Genomic DNA, 19,456 nt, shown 5'->3' with positions numbered 1-19,456 from the left:
GTCATTTTCCGTCGGGTGGTCGAGCGTTTTTCGCAGGCAAAAAAAACCCCGCCAAGGGCGGGGCTCTTCGATTCGCTGTCAGCGTGTGCTGTGAAACTCAGCTGTGCAGGGTTTCAGCGGCGTACAAGGTGTTTTCCAGCAGGCAGGCACGGGTCATCGGGCCAACGCCGCCCGGCACTGGAGTGATCCAGCCGGCGCGGGGCAGGGCGGTTTCGTAGATCACGTCACCGACCAGCTTGCCATCGTCCTGACGGTTGATGCCGACATCGATCACGATTGCGCCTTCCTTGATCCATTCGCCCTTGACCAGGCCCGGCTTGCCGGCGGCGACGACGACCAGGTCCGCACGGCCGACATGCCCGGCCAGGTCCTTTGTAAAGCGGTGGGTGACGGTCACGGTGCAACCGGCCAGCAGCAATTCCATCGCCATCGGGCGGCCAACGATATTGGACGCGCCGACGACCACGGCATTCATCCCGTAGAGATCGACCCCGGTGCTTTCCAGCAGGGTCATGATGCCTTTGGGGGTGCATGGGCGCAGCAGAGGGATACGCTGGGCCAGGCGACCGACGTTATAAGGATGGAAGCCGTCGACGTCTTTGTCCGGACGAATGCGCTCCAGCAGTCTGGAGGCGTCCAGGTGTTCGGGAAGCGGAAGCTGAAGCAGAACGCCGTCGATCGCAGGATCGTCGTTCAGGCGATCGATCAGCTCGGTCAGCGCTTCTTGAGTGGTTTCGGAAGGCAGGTCATAAGCTTGGGACAGAAAGCCGACCTCTTCACAGTCTTTACGCTTGTGCGAGACATAAACCTGAGAGGCAGGATCGCTACCGACCAGGATCACCGCGAGGCCGGGCGTGCGCAGGCCTTGCTGGCGACGCTCGGTAACACGTTGGGCGATCTGCTGGCGCAGGCTGGCGGCGATCGATTTGCCGTCGATTAGTTGTGCAGTCATTGCGCGTGATTAACCATCGAGAGGGGAAAAAAAGAGAACGCATTCTCGCATGTCATGCGGTGAGGGCAAAGGCGCTTGGTCTGCAAATTCCCCTAACTCCTTTAATTAAATGAATTTTTTTTAAAAAGGATTTGACGACCTTCGGGTGGCTCTATACTATTCGTCGCACTTGTCGGGCACAGCCTAGCACTGGTTAAGAAGGTTGAGCGGGATTACGGTTCTGCGAGACTGGAAAGCACTTAGTTTGTAGTCCTCCAAGGGTACAGCTAACAAGGCGCCCGTAGCTCAGCTGGATAGAGCATCCGCCTTCTAAGCGGATGGTCGCAGGTTCGAGTCCTGCCGGGTGCGCCATTAGGCAGCTTTGGCACAAGTAACGCGATATGGTGGGCGTAGCTCAGTTGGTAGAGCACGGGATTGTGACTCCCGTTGTCGTGGGTTCGATCCCCATCGTCCACCCCATATTTCGAAAGGCGCCAGATTAACAGTCTGGCGCCTTTGCTTTAACGGCTTCATCCGCGGATGTGGTGGAATTGGTAGACACACTGGATTTAGGTTCCAGCGCCGCGAGGCGTAAGAGTTCGAGTCTCTTCATCCGCACCAAATAAAGCTTCAATCAGGCTGTTGGCCTGGCTGGAACTTCATAAAGAAGTTGTTTGGCTTCTTTAACAGGCAATATGGTGGGCGTAGCTCAGTTGGTAGAGCACGGGATTGTGACTCCCGTTGTCGTGGGTTCGATCCCCATCGTCCACCCCATATTTCGAAAGGCGCCAGATTGAAAAGTCTGGCGCCTTTTTTGTTTCAGTGGCCGCCGGTTCCGGGTCGCAGGGGCGGGGCGTTTCGTCGTATTTATGTTTCTCGATGATGCTGTCCTGTCCGCCGGTCCTGCTTGCGAGATCGGCTGTCAGGGAGATGATTGGCGACCTCTTCCATATAGGAATGGTCGGCGCAGAGCCCTGGCGTGATTGGTTGTATTTGCCATCGGGGCGAGGTGCATTCGTGCATTCGCACCTATAAATTGCCTGCTGCTTTTTTACCCGTTTTCAGTAGGGTGACTTCTTGAGTTTGACCCACTAGAATGCATGCCCTTGATTCTGGGGTCGGAAACGGCCGGCTAACGTCTGTGCAACGAGGAATATCCATGCAAGTTTCTGTTGAAAATACTACTGCTCTTGAGCGCCGCATGAGCGTCACCGTGCCGGCTGAGCGCATCGAGAGCCAGGTCAACAAGCGTCTGCAGCAGACCGCCCAAAAGGCCAAGATTGCTGGCTTCCGTCCAGGCAAAGTGCCAATGAGCGAAATCAAGCGCCGTTTCGGTGCTGACGCTCGCCAGGAAGCTGTAGGCGACGTGATCCAGTCTTCCTTCTATGAAGCTGTGGTTGAGCAGAAGCTGAACCCGGCTGGTCAGCCTTCGATCGAGCCAAAATCCCTGGAAGCGGGCAAGGACCTGGAATACGTAGCCGTATTCGAAGTGTTCCCTGAGTTCACCGTTGCCGGTTTTGACGGTATCACCGTCGAGCGTCTGAGCGCTGACGTGACTGACGCCGATCTGGACAAGATGCTGGAAATCCTGCGCAAGCAGAACACCCGTTTCGAAGTGGCCGATCGCGCTGCCCAGAACGAAGACCAGTTGAACATCGATTTCGTCGGCAAGGTCGACGGTGAAGTGTTCGCTGGCGGTTCCGCCAAGGGTACCCAGCTGGTTCTGGGCTCCGGCCGCATGATCCCAGGTTTCGAAGATGGCCTGGTTGGCGCCAAGGCCGGTGAAGAACGCGTTCTGAACCTGACTTTCCCAGAGGACTATCAGAACCTGGACCTGGCTGGCAAAACCGCCGAGTTCACCGTGACCGTCAACACCGTTTCCGAGCCAAAGCTGCCAGAACTGACTGAAGAGTTCTTCGCTCAATTCGGCATCAAGGAAACCGGTCTGGAAGGCTTCCGTGCCGAAGTTCGCAAGAACATGGAGCGTGAGCTGCGTCAGGCGATCAAATCCAAGGTCAAGAATCAGGTAATGGACGGTCTGCTGGCCACCAACCCGATCGAAGTGCCAAAGGCTCTGCTGTCCAACGAAGTTGACCGTCTGCGCGTGCAGGCTGTCCAGCAGTTCGGCGGCAACATCAAGCCTGACCAACTGCCGGCCGAGCTGTTCGAAGAGCAAGCCAAGCGCCGCGTAGTGCTGGGCCTGATCGTGGCTGAAGTGGTCAAGCAATTCGACCTCAAGCCAGACGAAACCCGCGTTCGCGAGATGATTCAGGAAATGGCTTCGGCCTACCAGGAGCCTGAGCAAGTTGTGTCCTGGTACTACAAAAACGACCAGCAACTGAACGAAGTTCGTTCGGTTGTGCTGGAAGAGCAAGTTGTGGATACTGTTCTGCAGAAAGCTAGCGTGACCGACAAATCGGTCTCTTACGAAGAAGCGGTCAAGCCGGTAGAAGCACCACAAGCCGACTGATCACTTTTGCGGTAAGAAGCAAACACCATAAGCCAGCCTTCGTGCTGGCTTATGCGTATTCAAGACATAACTATTTGGGAGTGACTGCAGAGCATGTTCCGTAATTCGTATATTCAGCAGAACTCTGATATCCAGGCCGCAGGCGGCCTGGTCCCGATGGTTGTCGAGCAGTCCGCTCGTGGCGAGCGCGCCTACGACATCTACTCGCGCCTGCTCAAGGAGCGAGTGATCTTTCTGGTTGGCCCGGTAGAGGACTACATGGCCAACCTGATCTGTGCGCAACTGCTGTTCCTTGAAGCGGAAAACCCGGACAAGGACATCCATCTCTATATCAACTCCCCGGGCGGTTCGGTGACGGCGGGCATGTCGATCTACGACACCATGCAGTTCATCAAGCCTAATGTATCGACCACCTGTATCGGTCAGGCGTGCAGCATGGGCGCGTTCCTGCTGACGGCCGGTGCCCAGGGCAAGCGTTACTGCCTGCCGAACTCGCGTGTGATGATTCACCAGCCACTGGGTGGTTTTCAGGGCCAGGCGTCGGATATCGAAATCCATGCCAAGGAAATCCTCTTCATTCGTGAGCGTCTCAACACGCTGATGGCCAAACACAGCGGGCGCACGCTTGAAGAAATCGAGCGCGATACCAACCGCGACAATTTCATGAGTGCGGAAGCCGCACGCGAGTACGGGTTGATCGACGAAGTGATCAGTCAGCGCCCTGCTTAAAATAAGCAGCTCAAAATAAGGTTGGTCGGCGGGTCCGATCACCTGCGGGCTTGAAAAAGCCCGCAATAGCCTTCATCTTGTGTTGCAAGCCTATCGGATTTGGATCGAACGAATGACTGACACCCGCAACGGCGAGGACAACGGCAAGCTGCTCTATTGCTCCTTCTGTGGCAAAAGCCAGCATGAAGTGCGCAAATTGATTGCCGGCCCCTCGGTCTTTATCTGCGACGAGTGCGTCGACCTGTGCAATGACATCATCCGCGAGGAGGTGCAGGAAGCACAGGCCGAAAGCAGCGCGCATAAATTGCCTTCGCCTAAAGAAATCAGCGGCATCCTTGATCAGTATGTGATTGGTCAGGAGCGTGCGAAAAAGGTTCTGGCCGTAGCGGTGTACAACCACTACAAGCGCCTGAATCAGCGTGACAAAAAGAATGACGACGTCGAACTCGGCAAGAGCAACATCCTGCTGATCGGCCCGACAGGCTCGGGTAAGACCCTGCTTGCCGAAACCCTGGCCCGCTTGCTGAACGTTCCGTTCACCATCGCCGACGCAACCACCCTCACCGAGGCGGGTTACGTGGGTGAAGATGTCGAGAACATCATTCAGAAGCTGCTGCAGAAATGCGACTACGACGTGGAAAAGGCCCAGATGGGCATTGTCTACATCGATGAAATCGACAAGATTTCGCGCAAATCCGACAACCCGTCGATCACCCGGGACGTTTCCGGTGAAGGCGTGCAGCAGGCCCTGCTCAAGTTGATCGAAGGCACGGTCGCTTCCGTTCCGCCTCAAGGTGGTCGCAAGCATCCGCAGCAGGAATTCCTTCAGGTCGACACCCGTAACATCCTGTTCATCTGCGGTGGTGCGTTCTCCGGTCTGGAAAAGGTTATTCAAAACCGTTCCACCAAGGGCGGTATCGGTTTCAACGCGGAAGTGCGCAGCAAGGAAGAAGGCAAGAAAGTCGGTGAGTCCCTGCGTGAAGTCGAGCCTGACGATCTGGTCAAGTTCGGTCTGATCCCGGAATTCGTCGGTCGTCTGCCGGTACTTGCGACGCTGGACGAGCTTGACGAGGCTGCGTTGATGCAGATCCTCACCGAGCCGAAAAATGCTCTGACCAAGCAGTATGCCAAGCTGTTCGAGATGGAAGGTGTTGACCTGGAATTCCGTTCCGACGCTCTGAAATCGGTCGCCAAGCGTGCCCTGGAGCGTAAAACCGGGGCCCGTGGCCTGCGTTCGATTCTCGAAGGTGTATTGCTCGACACTATGTATGAAATCCCCTCGCAATCGGAGGTGAGCAAAGTAGTGATCGATGAAAGCGTGATAGAAGGCAAGTCCAAGCCACTGTATATCTATGAAAACAGTGAGCCGACCGCCAAGGCCGCGCCAGACGCTTAAGCGTCACGCAGCTTGAACAAAGAAGGGGCCTTCGGGCCCCTTTTCTTTTGTGGGAGCGCGGCTTGCCCGCGAAGATAGCCTTGCAATCGACTATTTTCTGAAGCTGCCACAGATTGCGGGCCGCAATCGGACAATCTTTTAAGTGGTACTTTTTATCCGCTTGTTTTTTTTCAAGGCAACCCCCATCTTGGTTTCAAGCTTACTTCCATCTGTTTACGGCCTTACGGCCGCCGTAGAGGCGAAATCATGAAGACAACCATCGAATTGCCTCTCCTGCCATTGCGTGATGTCGTGGTTTATCCGCACATGGTTATCCCGCTGTTCGTGGGGCGCGAGAAATCCATCGAAGCCCTCGAGGCTGCGATGACGGGTGACAAGCAGATTCTTCTGCTGGCCCAGAGAAACCCGGCTGACGACGATCCCGGTGAAGAGGCTCTGTACCGCGTTGGTACGATTGCCACCGTTCTGCAGCTGCTGAAGCTGCCTGACGGCACGGTCAAGGTCCTGGTCGAAGGTGAGCAGCGGGGCGCCGTTGAGCGCTTCAGCGAAGTGGACGGCCACTGCCGTGCCGAAGTCTCCCTGATCGACGAAGTTGACGCACCAGAGCGCGAGTCGGAGGTATTCGTTCGTAGCCTGCTGTCGCAGTTCGAGCAATACGTGCAGTTGGGCAAGAAAGTCCCGGCTGAAGTCCTCTCGTCGCTCAACAGCATCGATGAACCTGGCCGCCTGGTGGACACCATGGCCGCGCACATGGCCCTGAAGATCGAGCAGAAGCAGGAAATCCTCGAAATCATCGATCTGTCGGCCCGGGTCGAGCACGTTCTGGCGTTGCTCGATGCCGAGATCGACCTGCTGCAAGTCGAAAAACGCATTCGCGGCCGCGTCAAGAAGCAAATGGAGCGCAGCCAGCGTGAGTACTACCTGAATGAGCAGATGAAGGCCATTCAGAAAGAGCTCGGCGACAGTGATGAAGGTCACAATGAAGTCGAAGAGCTGAAAAAACGTATCGATGCCGCCGGCCTGCCGAAAGACGCGCTGGCAAAGGCGACTGCCGAACTGAACAAGCTCAAGCAGATGTCACCAATGTCCGCGGAAGCGACCGTGGTGCGCTCGTACATCGACTGGCTGGTTCAGGTGCCGTGGAAGGCGCAGAGCAAGGTGCGCCTGGATCTGGCGCGTGCCGAAGACATTCTGGATGCCGATCACTATGGCCTCGAAGAAGTCAAAGAGCGCATCCTCGAATACCTCGCCGTGCAAAAGCGCGTGAAGAAGATTCGTGGTCCGGTGCTGTGCCTGGTCGGCCCTCCGGGGGTCGGTAAAACGTCCCTGGCGGAGTCGATTGCTCATGCCACCAACCGCAAGTTCGTACGCATGGCCCTCGGTGGCGTACGTGACGAGGCGGAAATTCGTGGTCATCGCCGTACTTACATCGGTTCGATGCCAGGAAGATTGATTCAAAAGATGACAAAAGTGGGCGTGCGCAACCCGCTGTTCCTGCTCGATGAAATCGACAAAATGGGCAGCGACATGCGCGGCGATCCGGCATCGGCGTTGCTGGAAGTGCTCGATCCCGAGCAGAACCACAACTTCAACGATCACTATCTGGAAGTCGATTACGACCTGTCCGATGTGATGTTCCTGTGCACTTCGAACTCGATGAACATTCCGCCGGCGCTGCTGGACCGGATGGAAGTGATCCGTCTGCCGGGCTACACCGAAGACGAGAAGATCAACATCGCCGTGAAGTACCTTTCGCCGAAGCAGATCACTGCCAACGGTTTGAAAAAAGGCGAGCTGGAATTCGACGCCGAAGCGATTCGCGACATCATTCGCTACTACACCCGTGAAGCCGGTGTGCGTGGCCTTGAGCGGCAGATTGCCAAGGTTTGCCGCAAGGCCGTCAAGGAACATGCGCTGGAAAAACGCTTCTCGGTGAAGGTCACCGCAGACATGCTGGAGCACTTCCTGGGCGTGCGTAAATTCCGCTATGGCCTGGCCGAGCAGCAGGATCAGATCGGCCAGGTGACCGGGTTGGCGTGGACTCAGGTGGGTGGCGAACTGCTGACCATCGAAGCCGCTGTGGTACCGGGCAAGGGCCAGTTGATCAAGACCGGTTCCCTGGGTGATGTGATGGTCGAGTCGATCACGGCCGCGTTGACCGTTGTTCGCAGTCGGGCGAAGAGCCTGGGCATTCCCCTGGACTTCCATGAGAAGCGCGACACGCACATCCATATGCCTGAAGGGGCGACCCCGAAAGACGGCCCTAGCGCTGGCGTGGGCATGTGTACGGCCCTGGTTTCGGCATTGACCGGCATTCCGGTGCGGGCGGATGTCGCCATGACCGGCGAAATCACCTTGCGCGGCCAGGTGCTGGCTATTGGCGGCTTGAAAGAAAAACTGCTGGCGGCACATCGTGGCGGGATCAAGACCGTGATCATTCCTGAAGAGAATGTGCGCGATCTCAAAGAGATTCCGGACAATATCAAGCAGGATCTACAGATTAAACCGGTTAAATGGATTGACGAGGTCCTGCAAATTGCGTTGCAATACGCGCCGGAGCCCTTGCCGGACGTGGCTCCGGAGATAGTCGCGAAGGATGAGAAACGCGACGCGGATTCTAAGGAAAGAATTAGCACGCATTAGTACGTATTTGCCTGGGGGGCTTCCTTGACAGTTTTTTAGAGCCCTTGTTATAAAGCGGCTCTTAAGTGTCTGTAGGCCATTCAGCACTCGTTTTTGCTTTCACCAAAAAAACTTAGAATCATACTCAAATAGATATAAGGGGACTTAGAGTGAACAAGTCGGAACTGATTGATGCTATCGCTGCATCCGCTGATATCCCGAAAGCTGCTGCTGGCCGTGCGCTGGACGCTGTAATCGAATCCGTCACTGGCGCTCTCAAGGCTGGCGACTCTGTTGTTCTGGTTGGTTTCGGTACCTTCTCCGTAACCGATCGTCCAGCTCGCATCGGTCGTAACCCACAGACCGGTAAGACGCTGGAAATCGCAGCAGCCAAAAAACCAGGTTTCAAAGCCGGTAAAGCACTGAAAGAAGCTGTCAACTAAGTTCGATTCAGGTTTTTACCCATCCGGGTCGGGGTCATGCCTGACTTGGCAGCGGAGCGGCAGTCCTGACTGCAGGTCGCCGGTTCAAGACACCAAGGGTCGCCAGTTCGAGTCCTTGATCCGCTCCGCCAGTTACGAGAAGGCGCATCCTCGGATGCGCCTTTCTTCTATCCGGATTCTACCCACGCTCCACGGTTGCCTAATTTTGAAGTTCAACCGTTTCTGGGGGACGCATGCTGCAGAATATCAGGGACAATTCACAAGGCTGGATTGCCAAGACTATTATCGGGGTCATCGTTGCACTGATGGCCTTGACCGGTTTCGACGCCATTTTTCAGGCCACGACGAGCAAGAATGAGGCGGCGAAGGTCAATGGTGAAGAAATCAGCCAGAACGAGCTGAGCCAGGCGGTCGATATGCAACGCCGCCAGCTCATGCAACAGCTGGGCAAGGATTTCGATGCTTCCTTGCTGGATGAAAAAATGTTGCGCGAATCGGCCCTCAAGGGCCTGATCGATCGCAAGCTGCTGCTGCAAGGCGCAGAACAATCGAAGTTTGCCTTTTCCGAAGCGGCACTTGATCAGGTCATCCTGCAAACACCGGAATTTCAGGTTGATGGCAAGTTCAGCTCCGAGCGTTTCGACCAGGTGATTCGCCAGCTTGGCTATACCCGCATGCAATTCCGCCAGATGCTGGCTCAGGAAATGCTGATTGGCCAGCTGCGTGCCGGTCTGGCCGGTAGCGGTTTCGTCACCGATGCGCAGGTGCTGGCATTTGCCCGTCTGGAAAAACAGACCCGCGATTTCGCTTCGCTGAACATCAAGGCTGACCCGGCGGCTGTGAAGCTGACCGACGAAGAGGTCAAGGCCTATTACGACGAACACGCCAAGGAATTCATGACGCCGGATCAGGTGGTCATCGATTACCTCGAGTTGAAGAAGGCTTCCTTCTTCGACCAGGTCAGCGTCAACGACGAAGATCTGCAAGCGGCCTATCAGAAAGAAATCGCGAACCTGTCCGAGCAACGCCGGGCTGCGCACATTCTGATTGAAGTGAACGACAAGACCACCGAGGCGCAAGCCAAGGCGAAGATCGAAGAGATCCAGGCCCGTCTGGCCAAGGGTGAGCAGTTCGAGGCACTGGCCAAGGAGTTCTCCCAGGATCCGGGTTCGGCAAACAATGGCGGTGACCTGGGTTATGCCGGTCCTGGCGTCTACGATCCTGCGTTCGAAAAAGCCCTGTATTCGTTGGCCAAGGACCAGGTTTCGGCGCCGGTTCGCACCGACTTCGGTTTCCACCTGATCAAGCTGTTGGGTGTGGAAGCACCTGAAGTGCCAACCTTCGCCAGCCTGAAAGACAAGCTGACCCGTGCTCTGAAAACCCAGCAGGTCGAGCAGCGTTTCGTTGAGGCGAGCAAGCAACTGGAAGACGCCTCGTTCGAAGCGTCCGATCTGGCTCAACCGGCGCAGGACCTGAAACTGACCGTACAGACGTCCAAGCCGTTCGGCCGCGAAGGCGGTGAGGGTATTGCAGCCAACCGCGCCGTGATCACTGCCGCGTTCAGCCCGGAAGTCCTGGATGAGGGTGCGAACAGCACCGCCATCGAGCTCGATCCGGAAACCGTGGTCGTGGTGCGTGCCAAGGAGCACCTGAAGCCTTCGCAGCTGCCGCTGGAAAGCGTTGATGCGGCCATCCGCGGGCAACTGGCCAAGGAGCACGCCAGCGCCGATGCCAAGACCAAGGCTGAAGCCTTGATCGCCAATCTGCGCGATGGCAAGACCCCGCTGGATCAGGCCGTCGACGGCCAGGCGTGGAAAGTCACCGAGGCGGCGACTCGCGCTCAGGAAGGGGTTGATCCTGCCGTGCTGCAAGCGCTGTTCCGCATGGCGAAGCCGGCGGCCAAGGATAAGCCGACCTTCACCAGCGTGACGCTGGCGGATGGCAGCCTGATGATCGTGCGCCTCAATGGCGTGAACGAAGCCGCGGCGCCTACCGATGAAGAGAAAGCGCAGTACCGTCGCTACCTCGCGTCGCGCATCGGCCAGCAAGACTTTGCGGCGTATCGCAAGCAGCTGGAAAGCCAGGCGGACATCAAGAAGTACTGATGCCTGACCAGGTTTGGCGCGACACAGGAGACCCCGGCCGAAACGCCGGGGTCTTTTTGTTTGGCCGTACGTCATTTGCCGCGGTGACTTTTACGCAAAACCGCGGTCAATCAGCCTGTAACCGTTTTAAGACACGATCGATGCTCCGCTAAGCATCGATCTGTTGCACAATACGCCCCGAACCGTTTTCCTCAGGATGTTCAATGTTTAAATCATTTCCCATGCGGATTGTCGGCGTGGCTGCCGTGCTGGCCGTTGCAGCCGGTTGTTCATCGAACAAGGCTGCCATCTACGAGCATGAGAACTTCGACGATTCCGGCACCTTTTCCCGTAACTATCCGGTCACCGATATCCAGAGCTGTGAAGCCGCCCGCCGCGCCTTGCTCAGCCAGGGTTACATCATCACCAGCAACGATCCGAAGCTGGTCAGCGGTCACAAGAGCTTCCAGCAGACCGGCGAAAACCACATGGAGATCAGTTTCAGTGTGGTCTGTGCCGATGACGGTAGCGAGGGGCACCACGCGACCATGTTCGCCAACGCCCTGCAGGATCGTTATGCGCTGAAGAAAACCAACAACTCCGCCAGTCTTGGTGTGGGTGTGCTGGGCTCGGTGTCGATGCCGATCGGCTCCTCTGACGACTCGATGGTGAAGGTCGCCAGCGAAACCGTCTCGTCTGCCAAGTTCTACGAGCGTTTCTTTGCGCTGGTCGAGCTGTTCCTGCCGCCGGAAGCGAAAAAGGCTGCGCACATCACCGAAAAGCCGAAAACAGACCTGGGCATGCCTGAAGCCCAGGTGGCACCGGCTCCTCTGGCGCCTGCCGCAACCACTGCGCCGGCCGCACAGCCAACCCCGTCAACCCCGGCGCCTGCTCCAGTGGAACCCACTCCAACGGTCTCTGAACCGGTCATGCCGCCGCCTGAAGCGGCACCGATTACCCCGGTTCAGAACCTGGATCCGGCACCGTCGATGGAAACCATCACGCCACCGGCAAATCCGACCGACATGCCGCCGCCGAGCGAGGCGATTCCGGCAATGCCTGTCACCGGCCAGTGATCGTTCTCGCTACGGGATCGGCCAACGAGTCACGATCCCGTAGCGAGCGCATCGATTGATCCGCGTCAAACAAGGCCGCTTTCCTGCGGCCTCCTGCGAAAAAAACCAATGATAAATTCCTGACCAACTGCTACGTTTTATTCAGTAGCGACGGAGTGTCGTGTCCGCGTCATTTTTCCTTCACGCGGGCACTTTATGCTCAAGGGGCTGGTCATTTATTCAAGCGTTTTCAATGCATGTCGGGGGATTCAACAATGGACGATTATCAAGAAGAACTGCTCGAGTACCAGGCGTTCGAACTGGACCCGCCGGAGCCGGCGGAAGACGCTACCGAGCTGTAGGCATCAGGCGGACTGGCGATGACTGCGGCGAAATTCGCCGGGTGTCTGCCCGTTCCAGCGTTTGAATGCGCGTTGAAACGCTTCGGCTGAGGCAAAGCCCAGCAGGTAGGCGATTTCCCCGAACGCCAGTTCGGTGTCGCGTATGTAGGTCATGGCCAGGTCGCGACGGGTTTCATTGAGGATTGCGCGAAATTGCGTGCCTTCCTCGGCAAGTTTGCGGCGCAGGGTCCAGGTGGGCAGCTTCAGGCGTGCCGCCACTTCTTCCAGGTCGGGCTCCCGGCCACCATTGAGCAGGGGGCCCAGCAGCGCGATGATGCGCTCACGCAGGCTGCGGGTGCGTGTCAGTTGTTCCAGCTCCTGCTCACACAGTTGCAGCAAATGCCGCCAGGTGCTCGGGCAATGCTCGGGGTTGCGCTGGGCGAGGCTTGCCAGGCTCAAGCGCAGTTGGTTGCGTTCGCTGCCAAACTGGATCGGACAGTCACCCAGCGCGTCATAGGCCGCGCGGTAATCGGGTTCGTCGAATTCGATCTCGATACGTTCAGCGCGTAGCGGGTTGGCGCTGACGCTGGATAATTGCTGCAACCAGCCGGCAATGATCGAATCCACCACGAAGCGGTTGTAGGCGTTGTAGGGGCTGATCGAATAGAAACGCAGCCAGGCGCCCTGGGCATCTTCGTGAAAGCTTGATTGGCCGCGATAATTGGAGCCGTACAAGGCTTCGAAGCGGATCAGGCAGCGCGCGGCTTCACGTACCGTGGGCGCCTGCGCGGCGGTGACCCCTGCGAGGCCGATCTGGCTCAGGCGACTGAGCTGACCCATGCGCAAGCCAAGGGCCGGGTTGTCGGTCAGTTGAATGGCGCCGTGGCCCAGGCGCATGTAGCGCGGTATTGACAGGCGGGCACCGGCTTCGCTCAGTCGCGCTGCATCGAGGCCGTATTGATCGAGCAGTGGCTGCGGATCGACGCCATGGCTGCGCACGGCATCGGCCAGGCTATGAACAAAGCCCACCGACAGATCGCCCAGGCGCATCGGCTGCGGTTTCATGGCTTACAACCAGAGGTTCAGCAAACGCGCACCCTGGGCGTTGCCGTCGGCAAACTGCTGGCCGTTGCGGCTGAGAAAACTGTGCCCGGCGCTGCCCTGATCCCAGAATTGCCCCCGCAGGAACACGCTCATGCCCGCGACAGCCTGACTGGCCGGTACCCGGGTCGTCAGGGTCAGGCGCTGCCAGGCCAGGCCTTCGCTGACTTCTCCGGGCTTGAGGTTGACCGACGCCGGCTCCGATAACCCCCTGTAGCCACGCCACGGCTGCTCCCAGGTGCCACGGCCTGGAACAAAGGCCGGTACCGCAACCAGCTGTACACGCTGGTCGTTGAGCTTGAGGTAGTTTTCCGGGTACCAGCTGTCGTGTCCGATCAATACGCCCAACTTGCCTGCGGGGGTATCCACGACATTAAGCGAGTGTTCGGCGTTCGCCTTGATCCCGTTCTGTTCTGCGAAGAACGGGTGCATCTGGCGCTGGGGCTGGCCGATCGGCAGGCCATCGTTGTTGAACACCACGCTGCTGTTATAAAGCGCGCCGCGACCGATTTTCAAGGTGCCGTCGATGATGCTCGGTTCGGGCAGCACGATGGAGCCCGCGACCAGCGTCACGTGGAACTCCCTGGCCAATCCACCGAACAATGCCTGGTAGTCTCTGGCCATCGCCTTGGCTTTCATGCGCAGGTGGGCATCGTCCAGACGGTTGCCGCCCTCGGCGCTGATCAACGCTTTGGCGAACTTCAGGGGGTTGCTCACCGCCAGCCAGTTCATGGCCTCCTTGAGGGTGCTGGCCTGATACAGCTCATCTTTTTCGCCGCTGACCATCAGCCACGTGCCGACGTGTTCCGGCAGCACGACGACGGTCTTGCCGTTCAACAAACCCTGGTCCCGGGCCGCTTGCAGATAGGCCGCGAGTTTGCGGTGCAAACGTTCGGGGCTTTGATAATCGGTAGGAAACAGTTCGGGCTGAATGCCCAGCAGATTGCCACGATCGGCAGGCGTACCCTGGTCGACAGCCAGGTTGATCCGCAGGTCCGAAAGGTAATGCCCCACCGGCCTGTCTGCGGCCCACATCGCGTAGGTCGTGAGGGCGGCGAGCAATGCCATGGAGAATGTCAGGTACAAAAGTTTGCGCATGGGGACACAGTTTACAGCCTGGAGCCGGGCGTGGCTTTTGATTTGGAACCGGATCGAGCATAAAGGGAATCAAGGGCCAGGTGGGCAAATTTCAACGCTGACGGTTTTTTGCGGTCGGCGGCTTTTCTGCATCGATAGGCGGCAATGAATGACCGGGTTAAACGCCAAGGGAGTTGGCGGGGAGGGGGCACCGGTCAGCCACCCTTTTGCTCGACCGGCCGGCAGGTGAACGTTATTTGGTGACCAGCAGTTCCGGGCCGAGGTAGTTGTTGATCTGGTCGATATCGTCGTCGCCCAGGCTGCCCACCGAAGAAGCCAGACGCAGACGCGACAGCAAATAGCGCACTTTGGCCTCGAACAGATCGTGACGTGCAACAAAGAGCAGTTCTTCGGCATTGAGGACGTCCGAGTTGGTGCTGGTGCCGCCTTCCTTGAAGCCCTTGCGTGTCGATACCAGTGAGCGTTCGTTGGACACTACGGCCTTTTCCAGGGCGCGAATGCGTTTGGCGCCACTCAGTATGCCTTGATACTCACGGGTGGTTCCGGTGATGACTTCCTGACGCGCGGCGTCAAGCTCATCCAGGGCCTTGTCGCTATTGGCACTGGCCTGGCGTGTCAACGCGCTGACGCCGCCACCGCTGTACAGCGGGATATTGACTTCCAGTCCGATCGAGCCGTAGTGGTTGCGTTGGTTCAGCTCGGAAAGTGATTGGCTTTCACCCGCGGTGTAGCCGGCAATGAAATCCAGTGTTGGCCAGTGGCCGGCGCTGGCACGCTTCACTTCTTCTGCGGCAAGGTCGCGGCTATAGCGGCGCGCATGGATCAGCGGGCTGTCGGTCTGGGCTTTGACCAACCAGTCCTGCAGGTTGCTCGGCAGCAGCGGCGGTGTATCGAAGCTCGGACGCAAGGTGGTCAGGGATTCCGGAGTTTCACCGATGTATTCCTCAAGCTTGGCGCGCGCGTTGACCAGGTTGTCCTGTGCTTCGATCAGTTCGGCTTCGGCGAGATCGCGGCGGGCGGCCGACTCGTCGATGTCGGTGACGGTGCCGGCGCCCAGCTCCATGCGCCGTTTCGCCGAGGCGAGTTGTTCATCGAAGGCGTTCAGTTTGGACTTGGCCAGGGTGATGGTTTCGCTGGCCAGGAGCACGTCGAAATAACTTTCGGCCAGGCGCACCGCGGCGTCCTGGCTCTTGGCATCAAATACCGCGTTACTGTAGTCGGCACGTTGCTGACCCTGGCGGTACTCGGCCATCTTCTGCTTGTTGAACAGCGGCTGGCGCAGGCGCACGTTGGCACCCTTGGAGTCGTAGTGCAGATCCCTCTCGATGCCGCTCTGGCTTTGAGAGCCATTGACCTTGTTGTCGTAGGCCGACGCATTGATCTGCGGCAGCAGGCCGGCCTTGCCGATGGCGCGGTTTTCGCCGCCGGCTTCTTTTTCATGCACGGCGGCCTGGTAGATAGGCCCTTGGTACTGCAACAGGTCCCAGGCTTGCTTGAGGTCCATTGCGTCAGCCGGCAGGGCCAACCCCAGCAGGCAGAAGAGCATGCAATGACGTTCCATTTCATTGTTCCTTGAATGAGCTGTCCACGCGTTCGAGCATTGGTTTAAGAAGATAGCTCATCAAGTTGCGTTCGCCCGTCTTGATGGTGACGCTGGCGGGCATGCCGGGGCGAATGTGATTGGTGCCAAGCAGGTTCATGCCGTCGGGTGTGACTTCCACCTGGGCCAGGTAGAAGGGTTGCTTGCTTTCCTCGTCCATCAGGCGGTCGGCGGAGATGGTCAGCACGCGGCCGGGAATGTTGGGCGTCCTGGCATGGTTGAAGGCCGGGAAGGAAATGTCCACGGGCAGGCCGGGGACCATCTTGTCGATGGCCTGCACGGGAATCATCGCGTCGACCTGCAGCGGTTCGTTGAGCGGAACGATTTCCATGATCTTGAAGCCGGGCTGAATGACCCCGCCGACGGTGGCAATGCTCAGGCCCTGGACCATGCCATCGATGGGCGAGCGAATCACCGTGTGGGTCACTTCATAGTCGAGCGCGCGCAGGCGGTCGGCCAGGGTAGTGTTTTCCTTGGCGGTTTCAGTCAGCTGCGATTCGACTTCCTTGAGGTAATCGTGCTGGCGCTGCAGGATGCGCAGCTTGATTTCAGTAGTCTGGCTACGCACACGGGCGATGTTGTTGAGGTTCTCGGCCTGGCCAGCGGACAGGTCCGCGTTGCTGCGCTCCAGTTCGAGCAGGCGGTTGCGCGGCACATAGCCTTCAGCCGACAGCACGCGGGTGCCTTGCAGTTCCTGGTTGAGGAAACCGATCTGCGAGGCGCGTGCACTGTAGACCTGCTGCAGGCCCTTGAGCTGCACTGCCGATGCTGCCAGGTTCTCCTGCAGGATGCTGATTTCGCCAGCGAGTCCGGCGCGGCGGGTGTCGAGCAGGCGCTGCTGCAGGTCCATGGCGGCCTCCAGGCGGTAGTCACCCTTGAAGCGCTTGAGCAGTTCGGGATCGTAGGTCACCACATCGCGACCGTCCCGTTCCGCTTCCAGGCGGTTTTCCACGGTCTTGCTGACGATGTACTGGGCGCTGATCGCACCTTCTTCGGCAGTGGCCCGCAACGAATCGAGGCGGACCACTTCCTGTCCTTTTTTCACTAAATCGCCTTCGCGAACGAGAATGGCCTCCACGGTACCTCCGGTGAGGTGCTGTACGGCTTTGCGATTGTTGGTGACTTTGACCGTGCCGGTCGCGACCACGCCGGCATCCAGCGGTGCCAGCCAGGACCACAGGAGGAAGCCGCCGAAGCCGGCGAGCACCAGCCACACGCCCCATCGCGCAGGTCTGCCGACGTCCAGATCCACCATGCTGCGGGGATCGGCAGGAATCATCTCGGTGTGTTGGCTCATTTGCATGATCGGTCACTCCCGTGCTTTGACGGAGGCCAGCGGAGTCGACGCGCCTGCAGGCATCACACTGGCCTTGCGCAGCGCTGCGAATACTTCATCGCGCGTGCCAAGCATCTGCACGCCGCCGTCACGCAGCATCAGCACCTTGTCGACGGCGCAGAGTACGTTGGGACGGTGGGAAATCAGGACGACGGTGGCACCACGGCCCTTGAGTTCGGCCAGCGCATCGACCAGGGCCTTTTCGCCGATGTCATCGAGGTTGGCGTTCGGCTCATCCAGCACGATCAGATTGGGCTCGCCATACAGTGCGCGGGCCAAGGCAATACGCTGTTTCTGTCCACCGGAAAGCGGGCTGCCATCGGTGCCCAGGCGGGTGTCATAACCCTGCGGAAAACGCAGGATCATCTCGTGCACCCCAGTGATCTTGGCGGCGCGGATGACCGCTTCGCTGTCCACTTCGCCAAAGCGCGCAATGTTGTCGGCGATGTTGCCCTCGAACAGCTCGACGTCCTGTGGCAGGTAGCCGAGCCAGGGCCCCAGTTCGCCTTTGTTCCAGGTGAATATGTCCGCGCCGTCCAGGCGCACCTTGCCGGCCTGCGCCGGCCAGACTCCGACCAGCAGGCGGGCGAGGGTGGATTTGCCCGAGGCGGACGGGCCGATGATGCCAAGGCTTTCACCGGGGACCAGGCTGAAGCCCACACCGCGCAGAATCGTGTTGGTGGTACCAGGGGCACCGGCATACACATTTTCCACCGCCAGCATGCCCTGCGGCCGCTGCAGCGACATGCTCGGTGGCCGGCGTGGATAGTCGTGCAGCATTTCGTTGAGCCGGGCCCAGGCCGAGCGGCAACCGAGCAGTTGCTTCCACGAGGCGATGACTTGTTCCACCGGACCCAGTGCACGGCCGGTGAGGATCGAACAGGCAATCATCATCCCCGGGGTGATCTTGCCTTCGATCGCCAGCAGTGCGCCGGCGCCGAGGATCAGTGATTGCAGCGTGATACGCACGAAGCGCCCGGTGCTGCTGATCAAGGCGGCGCGGTCGGAGGCCAGGGTCTGCATTTCCAGAATGCGCAAATGGCTTTGGAACCAGCGCTTGCTGATCGACGGCAGCATGCCCATGGCCTCGATGACCTCGGCATTGCGCAGGTTGTTGTTGGCATATTGGGCGGAGGACATGGCGGCCTGATTGGCTTCGGCCAGGGGTTTCTGCGTCGCCTTTTCAGTGAGGTAAGCCAGGCCCATCAGAATCAGGGAACCGATCAGCGTGAGCAGTCCGAGCAGCGGGTGGATCAGATAGGCGACCAACAGGTAGATCGGCGTCCACGGTGCATCGAAGAACGCGAACAGGGAATTGCCGGTGACGAACTGGCGAACCTGGGAGAGGTCTTGCAGGGCCTGGGCCGGATTGCCCCCGGCGCGGCTCAGGTTGCGTTCGAATGCCGCGTTGAAAATGCGTCGGTTGAGTTCCATGTCGAGGCAGTTGCCGACCCGGATCAGCACCTTGGTGCGGACCATTTCCAGGGTGGACATCAGCAAGAAAAGACCCACCACCAGCACCGTCAGCATCGTCAGTGTCGTGACGTTGCGACTGACCAGGGCTCGATCATAGACCTGCAGCATATAAACGGCTGGCGTCAACATCATGACGTTTATGACGCCGCTGAACGCCGCCAGCATGTAAAAGCTGCGGCGCATGCGAAAAAGGGCGTCGGACAGTTCGGAACGGATGCTCGGCTGTTTGGGCATGGTGATCCTCCCACTTCGAAAAGGCGGTTGCCCTTGGGGCGCAACAGCTAACAGTAAATGTAGTCCCTTAAACGACTTATGCACGCGCAGGCTGGTCGCTCTGTGGATGGCGAGTCTTCCGAAATCTCTGCGTTGCTCCCTTATGCAGGAGCGTAGGTCGCGCCGAATCACTCCGAAATAACATTTCGCTCTATACCTGCACTCAACTTTCTATATGTCTTTTAAAAACAGCTAGTTGTGATCACCAAACACCAGTCGTCTGTTTTAACGACGTAATATTGACAAAGATTTGCTATGGAACTTTAGTCTTAGTTATCGGGGGGCCCGCCCGCCTGAAGCTTGTCATCGTTTTGGCAACGCAAGGTGCGGTGATTTCCCGGAAGGAGCAGAGCATGTCGATCATTGCGTTCTTTTGCAGAGTGAAGGGGCTTTCCAGCCAGTTTGCCTTTACCTCCTGTTTCCATGGCCCGCCCAGGGCGCGTACTCGCTCTGCCTGACCGTTCGGCGAGCCATTCACTACGCGAATTCCAGGCGCGTATC

Annotated in this window: 13 protein-coding genes and 4 tRNA genes; 11 read left to right on the top strand and 6 right to left on the bottom strand. The window is 58.4% G+C overall.

All coding sequences use genetic code 11. The features are described 5' to 3' along the window. Positions 1 to 97: 97 nt before the first annotated feature. Positions 98 to 952 carry a bifunctional methylenetetrahydrofolate dehydrogenase/methenyltetrahydrofolate cyclohydrolase FolD gene (gene folD / locus KW841_RS19480; RefSeq protein ID WP_008001570.1) on the bottom strand — a complete coding sequence of 285 codons (855 nt, stop codon included), beginning with the start codon at positions 950 to 952 and terminating at the stop codon, positions 98 to 100. 274 nt (positions 953 to 1,226) lie between these two features. On the opposite strand from folD, the gene KW841_RS19475 reads away from it, so the two are divergent. From KW841_RS19475 to KW841_RS19425, 11 genes are all read left to right on the top strand, one after another. Next, positions 1,227 to 1,303: transfer RNA gene (locus KW841_RS19475), tRNA-Arg, on the top strand. 32 nt (positions 1,304 to 1,335) lie between these two features. After that, positions 1,336 to 1,411 (top strand) — tRNA-His (locus tag KW841_RS19470). 56 nt (positions 1,412 to 1,467) lie between these two features. Further along, positions 1,468 to 1,552, top strand: a tRNA-Leu gene (locus KW841_RS19465). A 77-nt stretch (positions 1,553 to 1,629) separates the two neighbouring features. Then, a tRNA-His gene (locus KW841_RS19460) sits at positions 1,630 to 1,705 on the top strand. 385 nt (positions 1,706 to 2,090) lie between these two features. Next, positions 2,091 to 3,401 carry a trigger factor gene (tig, locus tag KW841_RS19455; RefSeq protein ID WP_104447854.1) on the top strand — a complete coding sequence of 437 codons (1,311 nt, stop codon included), beginning with the start codon at positions 2,091 to 2,093 and terminating at the stop codon, positions 3,399 to 3,401. 93 nt (positions 3,402 to 3,494) lie between these two features. Continuing rightward, on the top strand, positions 3,495 to 4,130 hold the full coding sequence (gene clpP, locus KW841_RS19450) for an ATP-dependent Clp endopeptidase proteolytic subunit ClpP (RefSeq protein ID WP_007970761.1): 636 nt from the start codon (positions 3,495 to 3,497) through the stop codon (positions 4,128 to 4,130). A 112-nt stretch (positions 4,131 to 4,242) separates the two neighbouring features. Then, positions 4,243 to 5,526, top strand: coding sequence for an ATP-dependent Clp protease ATP-binding subunit ClpX (gene clpX / locus KW841_RS19445; RefSeq protein WP_007982210.1), 1,284 nt, complete (start codon positions 4,243 to 4,245; stop codon positions 5,524 to 5,526). Between the two features lie 246 nt (positions 5,527 to 5,772). Next, positions 5,773 to 8,169, top strand: a complete 2,397-nt coding sequence (lon, locus tag KW841_RS19440; protein ID WP_015094303.1) for an endopeptidase La — start codon at positions 5,773 to 5,775, stop codon at positions 8,167 to 8,169. Positions 8,170 to 8,318: 149 nt separating this feature from the next. Beyond that, the gene (locus tag KW841_RS19435; protein WP_002552737.1) at positions 8,319 to 8,591 is read left to right on the top strand and encodes an HU family DNA-binding protein; all 273 of its coding nucleotides are present in this window, start codon (positions 8,319 to 8,321) and stop codon (positions 8,589 to 8,591) included. Positions 8,592 to 8,824: 233 nt separating this feature from the next. Further along, positions 8,825 to 10,696, top strand: coding sequence for a SurA N-terminal domain-containing protein (locus KW841_RS19430; RefSeq protein WP_007970755.1), 1,872 nt, complete (start codon positions 8,825 to 8,827; stop codon positions 10,694 to 10,696). Positions 10,697 to 10,899: 203 nt separating this feature from the next. Further along, positions 10,900 to 11,751, top strand: coding sequence for a DUF2242 domain-containing protein (locus KW841_RS19425; protein ID WP_218479192.1), 852 nt, complete (start codon positions 10,900 to 10,902; stop codon positions 11,749 to 11,751). Between the two features lie 344 nt (positions 11,752 to 12,095). On the opposite strand, the gene KW841_RS19420 is transcribed toward KW841_RS19425, so the two are convergent. The 5 genes from KW841_RS19420 to KW841_RS19400 all read right to left on the bottom strand — a co-directional run bounded on the left by KW841_RS19420 (position 12,096) and on the right by KW841_RS19400 (position 18,916). Then, positions 12,096 to 13,136, bottom strand: coding sequence for an AraC family transcriptional regulator (locus tag KW841_RS19420; RefSeq protein ID WP_218479185.1), 1,041 nt, complete (start codon positions 13,134 to 13,136; stop codon positions 12,096 to 12,098). A 3-nt stretch (positions 13,137 to 13,139) separates the two neighbouring features. Beyond that, entirely contained in the window at positions 13,140 to 14,270 is a 1,131-nt protein-coding gene (locus KW841_RS19415) for a carbon-nitrogen hydrolase family protein (RefSeq protein ID WP_218479170.1), read from the bottom strand. Positions 14,271 to 14,502: 232 nt separating this feature from the next. Beyond that, entirely contained in the window at positions 14,503 to 15,831 is a 1,329-nt protein-coding gene (locus KW841_RS19410; protein WP_218479168.1) for a TolC family outer membrane protein, read from the bottom strand. A 1-nt stretch (position 15,832) separates the two neighbouring features. Next, a complete protein-coding gene (locus KW841_RS19405) occupies positions 15,833 to 17,173 on the bottom strand; it encodes an HlyD family type I secretion periplasmic adaptor subunit (RefSeq protein WP_218479166.1) in 1,341 nt (446 codons plus the stop codon). 6 nt (positions 17,174 to 17,179) lie between these two features. After that, entirely contained in the window at positions 17,180 to 18,916 is a 1,737-nt protein-coding gene (locus KW841_RS19400) for a type I secretion system permease/ATPase (RefSeq protein WP_218479164.1), read from the bottom strand. Positions 18,917 to 19,456: the final 540 nt, after the last annotated feature.

Source organism: Pseudomonas sp. PDM28 (assembly GCF_019219115.1).
GTDB classification, from domain to species: domain Bacteria; phylum Pseudomonadota; class Gammaproteobacteria; order Pseudomonadales; family Pseudomonadaceae; genus Aquipseudomonas; species Aquipseudomonas laurylsulfatiphila.
The sequence above is the reverse complement of the archived record's forward strand: the minus strand, read 5'-3'. Positions and strand labels throughout refer to the sequence as shown.

Coding starts and splice junctions, on each gene's coding strand:
- KW841_RS19420 (WP_218479185.1), bottom strand. CDS start 13,136: ATGAAACCGCAGCCGATGCGCCTGGGCGATCTGTCGGTGGGCTTTGTT.
- KW841_RS19410 (WP_218479168.1), bottom strand. CDS start 15,831: ATGGAACGTCATTGCATGCTCTTCTGCCTGCTGGGGTTGGCCCTGCCG.
- clpP (WP_007970761.1), top strand. CDS start 3,495: ATGTTCCGTAATTCGTATATTCAGCAGAACTCTGATATCCAGGCCGCA.
- KW841_RS19425 (WP_218479192.1), top strand. CDS start 10,900: ATGTTTAAATCATTTCCCATGCGGATTGTCGGCGTGGCTGCCGTGCTG.
- clpX (WP_007982210.1), top strand. CDS start 4,243: ATGACTGACACCCGCAACGGCGAGGACAACGGCAAGCTGCTCTATTGC.
- lon (WP_015094303.1), top strand. CDS start 5,773: ATGAAGACAACCATCGAATTGCCTCTCCTGCCATTGCGTGATGTCGTG.
- KW841_RS19430 (WP_007970755.1), top strand. CDS start 8,825: ATGCTGCAGAATATCAGGGACAATTCACAAGGCTGGATTGCCAAGACT.
- folD (WP_008001570.1), bottom strand. CDS start 952: ATGACTGCACAACTAATCGACGGCAAATCGATCGCCGCCAGCCTGCGC.
- KW841_RS19405 (WP_218479166.1), bottom strand. CDS start 17,173: ATGCAAATGAGCCAACACACCGAGATGATTCCTGCCGATCCCCGCAGC.
- KW841_RS19415 (WP_218479170.1), bottom strand. CDS start 14,270: ATGCGCAAACTTTTGTACCTGACATTCTCCATGGCATTGCTCGCCGCC.
- tig (WP_104447854.1), top strand. CDS start 2,091: ATGCAAGTTTCTGTTGAAAATACTACTGCTCTTGAGCGCCGCATGAGC.
- KW841_RS19400 (WP_218479164.1), bottom strand. CDS start 18,916: ATGCCCAAACAGCCGAGCATCCGTTCCGAACTGTCCGACGCCCTTTTT.